The sequence below is a fragment of the Rhodanobacter sp. Soil772 genome (assembly GCF_001428385.1).
Lineage (GTDB): Bacteria > Pseudomonadota > Gammaproteobacteria > Xanthomonadales > Rhodanobacteraceae > Rhodanobacter.
Map to the genome: position 1 here is coordinate 1339266 of NZ_LMSK01000001.1, position 11429 is coordinate 1350694.

The following is an 11429-nucleotide window of genomic DNA, read 5'->3' on the forward strand; positions in this document are numbered from 1 at the left end:
CTCCTAACTAGCGAAAGCTTGAGGTGATGCGCCAGACGCGCCCTATCCTCACACGATCACACGTCAGGCCAGGGCGTGAGGATCTCGAAGCCGTCGTCGGTCACCACCAGCGTGTGCTCCCATTGCGCCGACAGCGAGTGGTCCTTGGTCACCACGGTCCAGCCGTCCGGCAATTGGCGGGTCTGCGGCTTGCCGGCGTTGATCATCGGCTCGACGGTGAAGGTCATGCCCTTCTTCAGCTCGATGCCGGTGCCGGGCTTGCCGTAGTGCAGCACCTGCGGTTCGTCGTGGTAGACCTTGCCGATGCCGTGGCCGCAGTACTCGCGCACCACCGAGAAACCGGCCGCCTCGGCGTGCTGCTGGATCGCATGGCCGACGTCGCCCAGGGTGGCGCCCGGGCGCACCGCCTGGATGCCGCACATCATCGCCTCGAAGGTGGTGTCGACCAGCCGCTTGGCCAGCACCGACGGCGTGCCGGCGATGTACATGCGGCTGGTGTCGCCGTGCCAGCCGTCCTTGATCACGGTGACGTCGAGGTTGACGATGTCGCCGTCCTTGAGCACCTTGCCTTCGTTCGGAATGCCATGGCAGATCACGTGGTTGACCGAGGTGCACAGGGTCTTGGGGAAGCCGTGGTAGCCGACGTTGGCGGGGATCGCCTTCTGCACGTTGACGATGTGCTCGTAGGCGCGCCGGTCCAACTCCTCGGTGGTGACGCCGGGCTTGACGTACTCCTTGAGCATCGCCAGCACTTCGGCGGCCAGCTTGCCGGCGACGCGCATGCCTTCGAGGTCTTCGGGGGATTTCAGGGTAATGGCCATGTGTTCCACTCATAGGGCGGCAGAAGTCCTTGAAATCCAGCAACTTGCCGCACCGCCGGCGTACCGGCTACAATTTCGGAGTTTTGCAGGGCTGACGTATCCGTTTCGGTGTCGGCCGGCGCAAAGCGAACCGGGATTGTAACCCTCAGCGGTACAACACCCAAACCAACGCCACACACGTATCGGCACCGCCTTCGGGGTGCTGCGGCTTGCCCACCAAAAGAATCGGGCCAGTCGCGGTCGAAGCCGGGGATGCGTGGAGGTCCCAACCCCCAGGCCTTTCAAAGGCCCATGCAAGGAGTTACACCCATGGCACAAGTCACCATGCGTCAGATGCTCGAAGCCGGCGTCCATTTCGGTCACCAGACCCGTTACTGGAACCCCAAGATGGCCCCGTACATCTTCGGCGCCCGCGGCAAGATCCACATCATCAACCTTGAAAAGACCCTGCCGCTGTTCACCGACGCGATGAATTTTCTGTCGGCGCTGGCGCAGAAGCGCGGCACCATCCTGTTCGTCGGCACCAAGCGTTCGGCCCGCGAGCCGCTCGCCGAAGAGGCCGCCCGCGCCGGCATGCCGTTCGTCACCTCGCGCTGGCTCGGCGGCATGCTGACCAACTTCCGCACCGTGAAGCAGTCGGTGTCGCGCCTGAAGGAGCTGGAAGCGGCCGAGACCGACGGCAGCTTCGAGAAGCTGGTCAAGCACGAAGTGCTGGCCCGTCGCCGCGAGCGCGACAAGCTGCAGGCCTCGCTGGGCGGCATCAAGGACATGAACCGTCTGCCCGACGCGCTGTTCGTGATCGACATCGGCCACGAAGACATCGCCGTGCAGGAAGCCAAGAAGCTCGGCATCCCGGTGATCGCCGTGGTCGACACCAACTACAACCCAGAACTGGTCGACTACGCCATCCCGGGCAACGACGACGCGATCCGCGCGATCCAGCTGTACGCCCGTGCCGCCGCCGACTCGATCCTCGAAGGCAAGGCTGCCGCGCCGGCCGCCGCCCAGGGCGACGCGAACGACTTCGTCGAGCTGGACGAGGAAGGCAACCCGGTCGCCAAGATCGATCGCAAGCCGGCCCCGCGCCGCGACGCTGCCCCGCGCAAGAGCGCCCCGCGCCGCGACGGCGGCCGTGACGGCGGCCGCGGCCCGCGCAACGACGGCGCGCCTGCCGCCAAGTAAGCGCGACGACGGCGGTTCACCACCGCCGTCGCATCCGCACGCGATAACCGCGCGGTGACGCCCAGCCGTCACCGCGCATCCAAGCATTAGAGGACTACCGATGAGCAATATTTCCGCCCAACTGGTCAAGGAGCTGCGCGAGCGGTCCGGCGCCGGCATGATGGAATGCAAGAAGGCGCTGGTCGAGAACAACGGCGACATCGACGCCGCGATGGAATGGCTGCGCAAGTCCGGCCTGGCCAAGGCTGACAAGAAGGCCAGCCGCGTCGCCGCCGAAGGCCGCATCGTGACCGCCCAGGCCGCCGGCAAGGCCGTGCTGGTCGAGATCAACTGCGAGACCGACTTCGTCGCCAAGGACGCCAGCTTCCTGAAGTTCAGCGACACCGTCGCCGACGTCGCGCTGAACTCCGGCGCCGCCGACATCGACGCGCTGAAGGCTGCCGCCTATCCGGGCGCCGCCAACGTGGAAGAGGCCGCCAAGACGCTGATCGCCACCATCGGCGAGAAGATCGACGTGCGCCGCCTGGCCCGCGTCGAGAGCAACGGCGTGATCGGCAGCTACATCCACGGCGGCCGCATCGGCGTGCTGGTGGCGCTCAAGGGCGGCTCCGAGGAGCTGGCCAAGGGCATCGCGATGCACGTGGCGGCGATGAACCCGGCGCACATCCGCGCCGAAGACGTGCCGGCCGAATTCCTGGCCAAGGAAAAAGAGATCGCGCTGAGCCTGATGTCCGACAAGGAAAAGGCCAAGCCGGCCGAGATCCTGGAGAAGATCATCTCCGGCAAGATCCACAAGATCGTGTCCGAAGTGACCCTGCTCGGCCAGCCCTACGTACTGGACACCAACGTGACGGTGGCCGAGGCGCTGAAGAAGGAAGGCGCCGACGTCGTCTCGGTGGCCCGCCTGGCCGTCGGCGAAGGCATCGAGAAGGTGGAAGAGGACTTCGCCGCCGAAGTGATGAAGCAGGCCGGTCTGAGGTAACAGTCGTCCCTGACTGGCAAACCGGCCATCCGTGGCCGGACTGTTGGAAAAAGCAACGCTTCGAACCAAGGACCGTGGGAAACCACGGTCCTTTTCTTTTATGACCGGAGCCTGACGGCGCACACTCTCATTTCTCACTCCCTTCCACTCACTCCTCGTCCCCCCCCCTAGCACTCCGCTACAATATGGCGGTTTGCCCCACACAATCCGGAGAATCCATGAGCGACCAGCCCAAGTACCGCCGCATCCTGCTCAAGCTCTCCGGTGAAGCGCTGATGGGCGAGGCCGATTACGGCATCGACCCGAAGGTGATCGGCCGACTCGCCGACGAGATCATCGAGGTGCAGAAGGCCGGCGTGCAGATCGGCATCGTGATCGGCGGCGGCAACATCTTCCGCGGCGCCGGCCTCGCCGCTGCCGGCATGGACCGGGTCACCGGCGATCACATGGGCATGCTGGCCACCGTGATGAATGCGCTGGCGATGCAGGATGCGATCGAGAAACGCGGCGGCTTTGCGCGCGTGACCAGCGCGATCCAGATCCACGACGTGGCCGAGGATTACATCCGTCGCCGCGCGATCCGCCACATCGAGAAGGGCCGCATCGTGCTGTTCGCCGCAGGCACCGGCAACCCGTTCTTCACCACCGATTCGGCCGCCGCGCTGCGCGCGGTGGAGATCGGCGCCGACCTGCTGCTGAAGGCGACCAAGGTCGACGGTGTATACACCGCCGACCCGGCCAAGCACGCCAACGCCACCCGTTACGACCGGCTCGGCTACGACGACGTGATCGAGCGCAAGCTGGCGGTGATGGATACCGCCGCGATCGCGCTGTGCCGCGACCAGCAGATGCCGCTGCGCATCTACGACATGACCGCGCCCGGCAACCTGATGCGGATCATGCGCGGCGAGTCGATCGGCACCCTGGTCGACGGCGGCTGACCGCGCCGCAGCAAGCCCCGTTCCCCGCCACTGCTATAATCGAACGTTGCCAGATTCACCGGGAAGCGCCACATGCTCAACGACATCAAGAACGACGCCCAGACCCGCATGGGCAAGAGCATCGAATCACTCAAGCACGACCTCACCCGCATCCGCACCGGCCGTGCCAGCACGGCGCTGGTGGACGGCATCAAGGTCGCCTACTACGGTTCGGACATGCCGCTGACCCAGGTCGCCTCGGTGGCGCTGTCCGACTCGCGCACGATCCTCATCACGCCGTGGGAAAAGACCATGGTGGCGCCGATCGAGAAGGCGCTGATGGCCTCCGACCTGGGCATCACGCCGACCACCGCCGGCACCGTGATCCGCCTGAACATGCCTGCGCTCACCGAGGAGCGCCGCAAGGAGCTGGCCAAGCACGTCGGCCACGAGGGCGAGAACGCCAAGATCGCGATCCGCAACGTGCGCCGCGACGCCCTGCAGCAGGTCAAGGACCTGCTCAAGGAAAAGCTCATCACCGAGGACGACGATCGCCGCATCGACGACGATATCCAGAAGCTCACCGATCGCGCGGTGAAGGACGTCGACGCCGTGGTCAAGGCGAAGGAAGAGGAGCTGATGGCGCTCTGAGCGCCATCGCGCCCATCATGCCCGGCGCCGAGGCCGTTCCGCGCCATATCGCCATCGTGATGGACGGCAACGGCCGCTGGGCCAAGGCCCGTCACCGTCCGCGCAGTTTCGGCCACAACGCCGGCCGCAAGGCCGTGCGCGAAGTGATCGAGGCATGCCTGCGCGAGGGTGTGCAGGCACTAACCCTGTTCGCCTTCTCCAGCGAAAACTGGCAGCGCCCGCAGGACGAAGTCGGCGCGCTGATGGGGTTGTTCGTGCGCGCGCTGGACAAGGAAGTGGACGAACTGCACGGCCACGGCGTGCGCCTGCGCTTCATCGGCGATCTGGCCGCGTTCGACGAGGCGCTGCGCGAACGCATGCAGGCCGCGATGCTCCGCACCGCCGGCAACGATAAGCTGCAGGTGAACATCGCGGTGAGCTACGGCGGCCGCTGGGACATCGTGCAGGCCAGCCGCCAGGCCGCCGCCGCAGTGGCGCGCGGCGAACTGCGCGCGGACGAGATCAACGAGGCCCGGCTGGCCCGGTGGATGAGCCTGGCCGAACTGCCGCCGCTGGACCTGTTCATCCGCACCGGCGGCGAATGCCGCATCAGCAACTTCCTGTTGTGGCAGGTTGCGTACGCCGAACTGTACTTTACCGACACCTTGTGGCCCGATTTCGACCAGGCCTGCCTGCGTCGGGCCATCGAAGACTATGCCCGCCGGGAGCGCCGTTATGGCCGTACCGGCGAGCAGGTCGCCACCGCTTCGTAGAGGATTTCCATGCTGCTTCAGCGCATTCTCACCGCCCTGGTGCTCGCGCCGCTGGCGATCCTGATCATCCTGCTGCCGCCGACCGGCATCTTCGCGACCATCGTTGCGCTGGCGTTCCTGGCTGCCTGGTGGGAATGGGCGCAGCTGAGCGGCCTGAGCAGCCGCCCATGGCGCATCGCCCTGCTCGTCGTGGCGGCGGCCGTGTTCGCCTTGCTGTGGCGCGCCCATGCCACGGCGTTGACCCCGCTGCTGCTGATAGCCGGCGTAGCCTGGTGGCTGCTGGCCTGCCTGTGGCTGCGCCATTTCGCGTTCGCCGCGGCGCCGACCCGCGAGAATCTCGCGTTGAAGCTGCTCGCCGGCGCGTTCGTGATCTTCCCGACCTGGGTCGCCCTGGTCAGCATCCACGCGCGCGCGCCGCACGGCCACTGGTGGACCTTGCTGGCGCTGGTGATCGTGTGGGCGTCCGATATCGGCGCGTATTTCAGCGGCCGTACATTCGGCAAGCGCAAGCTGGCACCGCAGATCAGCCCCGGCAAAACCTGGGCCGGCGCGTACGGCGCGATGGTGGCCGGCGTGCTGGTCGCCGAGGCCGGCGGCTGGCTGCTCGGCGTGCGCGGTGCCGCACTGCTCGCGCTGGCGTTGCTGGCCGCGGTGACGGTGGCAGTGTCGATCGTCGGCGACCTGATCGAGAGCCTGATGAAGCGGCATGCCCAGGTGAAGGATTCGGGCACCATTTTCCCCGGCCATGGTGGCCTGATGGACCGGCTGGACAGCGTGTTCGCCGCGCTGCCGGTGTTCGCCGCCGGCCTGCTCCTGCTGGACATCTGAAGATGCGCAACATCGCCGTTCTCGGCGCCACCGGTTCGATCGGCGGCAATACGCTTGACGTCATCGCGCGTCACCCGGAGCGCTTTCGCGCCAGCGTGCTGACGGCGCATCGCCAGGTCGAGGCGCTGGTGGCCCTGTGCGTGCAGCATCGGCCGGACCTGGCGGTGATCGCCGACCCGGCGCTGGAAGCGGACCTGTCGCGCCGACTGGCCGCCGCCGGCGTGCGCTGCGAAGTAGCCAGCGGCCACGCCGCGCTGACCGCAGCTGCCGCCGGCCACCTGTGCGACACCGTGGTCGCCGCCATCGTTGGCGCCGCCGGGCTGGAATCCACCCTGGCCGCCGCGCGCGCCGGCAAGCGCCTGCTGCTGGCGAACAAGGAATCCATCGTGATGGCCGGCCCGCTGCTGCTGGAAGCGGTCGCTGCCGGTGGCGGCGCGCTGATCCCGGTCGACTCCGAACACAACGCGATCTTCCAGTGCCTGCCGGGCGGGCGCCCCGGCCTGCACCGCAGCGGCGTGCGCCGGTTGATCCTGACCGCTTCCGGCGGCCCGTTCCGCGGCCGCACGCGCGCCGAGCTGGCCGACATCACGCCGGACCAGGCCTGCAAGCATCCGAACTGGGTGATGGGGCGCAAGATCTCGGTCGACTCGGCCACCCTGATGAACAAGGGCCTGGAGGTGATCGAGGCGCACCACCTGTTCGGCGCACCGGCGGCGGCGATCGACGTGGTGGTGCACCCGCAGAGCCTGGTGCACTCGATGGTCGAGTACGTCGACGGCTCGGTACTGGCCCAGCTCGGCAACCCGGACATGCGCACCGCGATCGCGCACGCGCTGGCGTGGCCGGAGCGGGTCGAATCCGGCGTACCGTCGCTGGACCTGGCCGCCTGCGCCCCGCTGCAGTTCGAGCCGCCTGACCTGGCCACCTTCCGCTGCCTGGCGCTGGCGTTCCAGGCATTGCGTGCCGGCGGCGATGCTCCGGCCGTGCTCAACGCCGCCAACGAAGTGGCGGTGGAAGCCTTCCTGGCCGGCGCGCTGCCGTTCCTGTCGATCGCCGACGTGGTCGAGGCCGTGCTTGCGGAACTGCCGGCGCAAGCCGTGGTCGATGTTGAAACTCTTTGTGAACGCGACCGCACGGCCCGGGAGGCGGCTCGCCGCGTTCTGCGCAATGCTTGCTGATATTCTTGCTTCGATGACTTTTCGCCACGGTACTTGATGACTTCCTTCTTCGGCTCGGTGTTCTGGTTGCTGGTCACGCTCGGCGTGCTGGTGACCTTCCATGAATTCGGCCACTACTGGGTCGCGCGCCGCTGTGGGGTCAAGGTGCTGCGCTTCTCGGTCGGTTTCGGCAACGCGATCTGGAAGCGTGTCGGCCGCGACGGCACCGAGTACCAGATCGCCGCGATCCCGCTGGGCGGCTACGTCAAGATGCTGGACGCGCGCGAGGGCGAGGTCGACCCTGCGCTGCGCGGGCAGGAATTCACCGGCAAGTCGGTGTGGAAGCGCATCGCCATCGTCGCCGCCGGACCGGGTTTCAACCTGATCTTCACCATCGCCGCGTTCTGGCTGATGTTCATGCTGGGCCGCCCGGACGTGGCACCGGTGGTGACCGCGACGCCGCAGAGCCTCGCCGCCAGCGCCGGTATCCAGCCGGGCGACCGCATCCTCAGCATCGATGGCCGCGCCGTCACCACCTGGACCGATTCGATGGACGCGGTGGCCAACGCCCTGCTCGGGCGGGCACCGCTGCCGTTTACCGTGCGCGGCCAGGATGGACGCTCGCGCGAGCTGGTGCTGCCGCTGGACGAATTGCCGCCGGGCCAGGCCGTGGACCAATACCTGGGCAAGCTCGGCCTGAAGCTGGCGCCGCCACCGGCGATCGCCGCCACCGTGATGCCCGGCCAGCCGGCCGCGCTGGCCGGCATGCAGGGCGGCGACCGCATCGTCAGCGTCAACGGCCAGCCGGTGAGCGACTTCATCGCGTTAGGCAAGCTGGTCCAGGCCGAAGCCGTCAAGTCGCCCAAACTGGCGATCGGCATCGAGCGCGCCGGCCGGCCGCAGCAACTCGACGTCACCGCCAAGTGGGAATCGCTGGAAGGCCAGCCGCAGAAGTGGGTGATGGGCGTCGGCGCCCCGCCGGCCGAAGCGGCTACCGTGAGTTACGGCCCGGTCAAGGCGCTGGCCGCTTCATTCGACACCACCTGGCGCAACACCACGCAGACCTTCAGCATGCTCGGCAAGATGCTCACCGGCGAGGCTTCGACCCGGAACCTGTCCGGCGTCATCGGCATCGCCGAAGTGGCAAACGCCTCGGCCAGCATGGGCCTGCCCTGGTTCCTGCAGTTCCTCGCGCTGATCTCGCTGAGCCTGGCGATCCTCAACCTGTTGCCGATCCCGGTCCTGGATGGCGGACACCTGCTGTATTATCTTGTGGAGTTGATCAAAGGCAGTCCGGTCAGCGAACAGGCGATGATTGTCGGTCAGTACATCGGCTTGGCGTTGCTGTTCACCCTGATGGGGCTGGCGTTCTACAACGACATCCACCGCATGCTGCTGTCGTGACACCGATGTCCGGTGACTGCAGCATGTCGACGACACGCCAGCCCGCGCCAGCCGCAGTACGGCGCGGCGGCGTGTCAAGCGATGCATTCCTGCCGCGGAATGCGGACTCTCTTTCGAGGCAGGGCTCGTCCCTGCCTCATGCGTTGATCGGGGCGGCCGCGCTGGCCGCTCCATCGAAATAACCCAACGGAATCGACGATGAAGCGTATCGCCGCGCTGATCCTGCTTGCCTCCCTCTCCGCCAATGCGTTCGCGTTCGACCCGTTCGTGGTGTCGGACATCCGCATCGACGGCCTCAGCCGGATTTCCGCCGGTACCGTGTACAACTACCTGCCGATCAACAAGGGCGACCAGTTGACCAACGACGGGGCCCAGCGGGCCATTCGCGCGTTGTACCGGACCAAGTTCTTCAGCGACGTCGAGTTCGACCGCGAAGGCAGCATCCTGGTGATCAAGGTGGTCGAACGGCCGTCGATCGCCAAGCTGACCCTGCGCGGCAACAAGGACATCAAGACCGACGACCTGAAGAAGGGCCTGAAGGAAATCGGCCTCACCGAAGGCGAGACCTTCGACCGGCTGGCGCTGGACAACGTGCAGCAGGAACTGATCCGGCAGTACTACAACCGCGGCAAGTACAACGTGTCGGTCGACCCGCACGTGACCCGGCTGGACCGCAACCGCGTCGCCGTCGAGATCGAGATCCGCGAGGGCAAGGCGGCCAAGATCAAGGAACTGAACATCCTCGGCAACCACGCGTTCACCGACAAGCAGATCCGCGACGGTTTCGAATCGGACACCAGCAACTGGATGTCGTGGTATTCGAAGGACGACCAGTATTCGCGCGAAAAGCTCTCCGGCGACCTGGAGAAGTTGCAGTCCTACTACATGGACCGCGGCTACGCCGATTTCGGCGTCGACTCCACCCAGGTGGCGATCGCGCCGGACAAGCGCGCGATGTACATCGACGCCAGCATCAAGGAAGGCGAAATCTACAAGGTCGCCGACGTCAAGCTGCTCGGCGAGCTGATCCTGCCGGAGAAGACCATGCGCCAGCTGGTCTTCGTCAAGGCGGGCGAGACCTTCAACCGCGCCGCGGTCGAAGCCAGCAGCAAGGCGATCAAGGCGGTGCTGGCCAATATCGGCTACGCCTACGCCAAGGTCACCCCGATCCCGAAGCTGGACAAGGAAAAGCGCACGGTCGACCTGACCCTGTACGTCGAGCCCGGCCAGCGCGTGTACGTGCGGCGGGTGGTGTTCCAGGGCAACACGCGCACCGAGGACGGCGTACTGCGCCGCGAGATGCGCCAGCTCGAGGGTTCCTGGTACTCGCAGGCGGCGATCGACCGCTCCAAGATCCGCCTGCAGAAGCTTGGCTACTTCAAGACGGTCGACGTCGACAAGAAACTGGTGCCGGGCACGCAGGACAAGGTGGACGTCACGGTCAAGGTCGAGGAACAGTCCGCCGGCAGCATGCAGTTCGGCGTCGGCTATTCGCAGTACTCCGGCATCATCCTGAATGCCTCGGTGTCGCAGAACAACCTGTTCGGCAGCGGCGACAGCTTCTCGATCAGCGGCGAGCGCAGTAGCTACTACACCCGCCTCGGCCTCAACTACTACAACCCTTACCTGACCGACAGCGGCATCGGTATCGGCTACAGCGCCTCGTACTCGAAGACCGACTACGGCAATACCGATTTCGCGAACTACGCCACCAGCGCGAAGAGTTTCTCCACCTACCTCGGCATTCCGATCAGCGAGACCGACGGCGTGCGCGTGGGCCTGGGCATCAGCAGCAACAAGGTCAACCTGTTCCCGGGCTACAGCCCGCTGGTGCTGATCGACTACCAGAACGAGATCGGCAACAAGACCATCCATACCTGGACCGGCACGCTGGGCTGGAACCACGACACCCGCAACGGCTACTGGGCACCGACCCGCGGCGGCCTGATCTCGGCCTCGACCGACGTCGCCCTGCCCGGCTCGACCGTGCAGTACTGGAAGCTTTCCACCGAGCTCAACCACTACTGGCCGATCGGCAAGGGCTTCGTGCTGTATCTCGATGGCCAGGTCGGCTACGGCAAGACCTACGGCAAGAACGGCATCACCGACGATGCCTACGATGCCCTGGCGGCGGCCAGCAAGGCCGACAACCCCAGTCAGAGCCACATCATCACCGACATGCGCCAGGACCTGCCGTTCTGGCAGAACTACTACGCCGGCGGCGTGCGCGACGTGCGCGGCTACCAGGACAACACGCTGGGGCCGCGGGTCTGCATCGACGGCAGCGCTCCCGGCGCCAACGGCATGTGCAACAACGGCGCCTACTACGCGCAACCCATCGGTGGCTCGTTCAAGGTGCTCGGCACCGCGCAGGTATTCCTGCCGCTGCCGTTCCTGAAGGACGTCAACACCGCACGCGTGTCCTGGTTCATGGACGTCGGCAACGTCTACAAGGACTACAAGAGCTTCGATGCCAAGGAGCTGCGCGCCTCCACCGGCCTGTCGCTGCAATGGCAGGCGCCGATCGGCCCGCTGATCATCAGCTTCGCCATCCCGCTTCGCTCGAAGGAAGCCGACCGCCACTACGAGGAGCGCATCCAGTTCACCTTCGGCAGCCAGTTCTGACCTGACCCGAAGGTCGGGGGACCGAAGAAAGCGCGGCCACGCCGCGCTTTCTTTTGCCGGCCTGCTTTTGCCGGCCTGGCGCACTGCACGCCGTGGCGCCACCCCCT

Annotated in this window: 10 protein-coding genes; 9 read left to right on the forward strand and 1 reads right to left on the reverse strand. The window is 66.4% G+C overall.

All coding sequences use genetic code 11. The features are described from left to right. Window positions 1-56: 56 nt before the first annotated feature. Window positions 57-821 carry a type I methionyl aminopeptidase gene (map, locus tag ASG75_RS06300; RefSeq protein ID WP_056386726.1) on the reverse strand — a complete coding sequence of 255 codons (765 nt, stop codon included), beginning with the start codon at window positions 819-821 and terminating at the stop codon, window positions 57-59. A 309-nt stretch (window positions 822-1130) separates the two neighbouring features. On the opposite strand from map, the gene rpsB reads away from it, so the two are divergent. The 9 genes from rpsB (at window position 1131) to bamA (ending at window position 11322) form a co-directional block, all read left to right on the forward strand. After that, entirely contained in the window at window positions 1131-2003 is an 873-nt protein-coding gene (rpsB, locus tag ASG75_RS06305) for a 30S ribosomal protein S2 (protein WP_056386728.1), read from the forward strand. A 100-nt stretch (window positions 2004-2103) separates the two neighbouring features. Then, window positions 2104-2985 carry a translation elongation factor Ts gene (gene tsf, locus ASG75_RS06310; RefSeq protein ID WP_056386729.1) on the forward strand — a complete coding sequence of 294 codons (882 nt, stop codon included), beginning with the start codon at window positions 2104-2106 and terminating at the stop codon, window positions 2983-2985. Between the two features lie 218 nt (window positions 2986-3203). Then, window positions 3204-3926, forward strand: a complete 723-nt coding sequence (gene pyrH / locus ASG75_RS06315) for a UMP kinase (RefSeq protein WP_056386732.1) — start codon at window positions 3204-3206, stop codon at window positions 3924-3926. A 72-nt stretch (window positions 3927-3998) separates the two neighbouring features. Next, window positions 3999-4556: a ribosome recycling factor gene (gene frr, locus ASG75_RS06320; protein ID WP_056386734.1), complete on the forward strand. Its 558-nt coding sequence runs from the start codon at window positions 3999-4001 to the stop codon at window positions 4554-4556. A 17-nt stretch (window positions 4557-4573) separates the two neighbouring features. Further along, window positions 4574-5308: a polyprenyl diphosphate synthase gene (gene uppS, locus ASG75_RS06325; RefSeq protein WP_056386736.1), complete on the forward strand. Its 735-nt coding sequence runs from the start codon at window positions 4574-4576 to the stop codon at window positions 5306-5308. A 9-nt stretch (window positions 5309-5317) separates the two neighbouring features. Continuing rightward, complete coding sequence (locus ASG75_RS06330) at window positions 5318-6136, forward strand: phosphatidate cytidylyltransferase (protein ID WP_056386738.1); 819 nt, start codon at window positions 5318-5320, stop codon at window positions 6134-6136. A 2-nt stretch (window positions 6137-6138) separates the two neighbouring features. Beyond that, the gene (locus ASG75_RS06335) at window positions 6139-7314 is read left to right on the forward strand and encodes a 1-deoxy-D-xylulose-5-phosphate reductoisomerase (RefSeq protein WP_056386740.1); all 1176 of its coding nucleotides are present in this window, start codon (window positions 6139-6141) and stop codon (window positions 7312-7314) included. A gap of 36 nt (window positions 7315-7350) precedes the next feature. Further along, window positions 7351-8697 carry an RIP metalloprotease RseP gene (gene rseP, locus ASG75_RS06340; RefSeq protein WP_056386745.1) on the forward strand — a complete coding sequence of 449 codons (1347 nt, stop codon included), beginning with the start codon at window positions 7351-7353 and terminating at the stop codon, window positions 8695-8697. A 198-nt stretch (window positions 8698-8895) separates the two neighbouring features. Continuing rightward, window positions 8896-11322: an outer membrane protein assembly factor BamA gene (bamA, locus tag ASG75_RS06345; RefSeq protein ID WP_056386747.1), complete on the forward strand. Its 2427-nt coding sequence runs from the start codon at window positions 8896-8898 to the stop codon at window positions 11320-11322. Window positions 11323-11429 lie beyond the last annotated feature (107 nt).

What these genes read in the sequence shown, in the direction of transcription:
- map (WP_056386726.1), bottom strand. Translation starts at nt 821, where the DNA reads ATGGCCATTACCCTGAAATCCCCCGAAGACCTCGAAGGCATGCGCGTC.
- rpsB (WP_056386728.1), top strand. Translation starts at nt 1,131, where the DNA reads ATGGCACAAGTCACCATGCGTCAGATGCTCGAAGCCGGCGTCCATTTC.
- tsf (WP_056386729.1), top strand. Translation starts at nt 2,104, where the DNA reads ATGAGCAATATTTCCGCCCAACTGGTCAAGGAGCTGCGCGAGCGGTCC.
- pyrH (WP_056386732.1), top strand. Translation starts at nt 3,204, where the DNA reads ATGAGCGACCAGCCCAAGTACCGCCGCATCCTGCTCAAGCTCTCCGGT.
- frr (WP_056386734.1), top strand. Translation starts at nt 3,999, where the DNA reads ATGCTCAACGACATCAAGAACGACGCCCAGACCCGCATGGGCAAGAGC.
- uppS (WP_056386736.1), top strand. Translation starts at nt 4,574, where the DNA reads ATGCCCGGCGCCGAGGCCGTTCCGCGCCATATCGCCATCGTGATGGAC.
- ASG75_RS06330 (WP_056386738.1), top strand. Translation starts at nt 5,318, where the DNA reads ATGCTGCTTCAGCGCATTCTCACCGCCCTGGTGCTCGCGCCGCTGGCG.
- ASG75_RS06335 (WP_056386740.1), top strand. Translation starts at nt 6,139, where the DNA reads ATGCGCAACATCGCCGTTCTCGGCGCCACCGGTTCGATCGGCGGCAAT.
- rseP (WP_056386745.1), top strand. Translation starts at nt 7,351, where the DNA reads ATGACTTCCTTCTTCGGCTCGGTGTTCTGGTTGCTGGTCACGCTCGGC.
- bamA (WP_056386747.1), top strand. Translation starts at nt 8,896, where the DNA reads ATGAAGCGTATCGCCGCGCTGATCCTGCTTGCCTCCCTCTCCGCCAAT.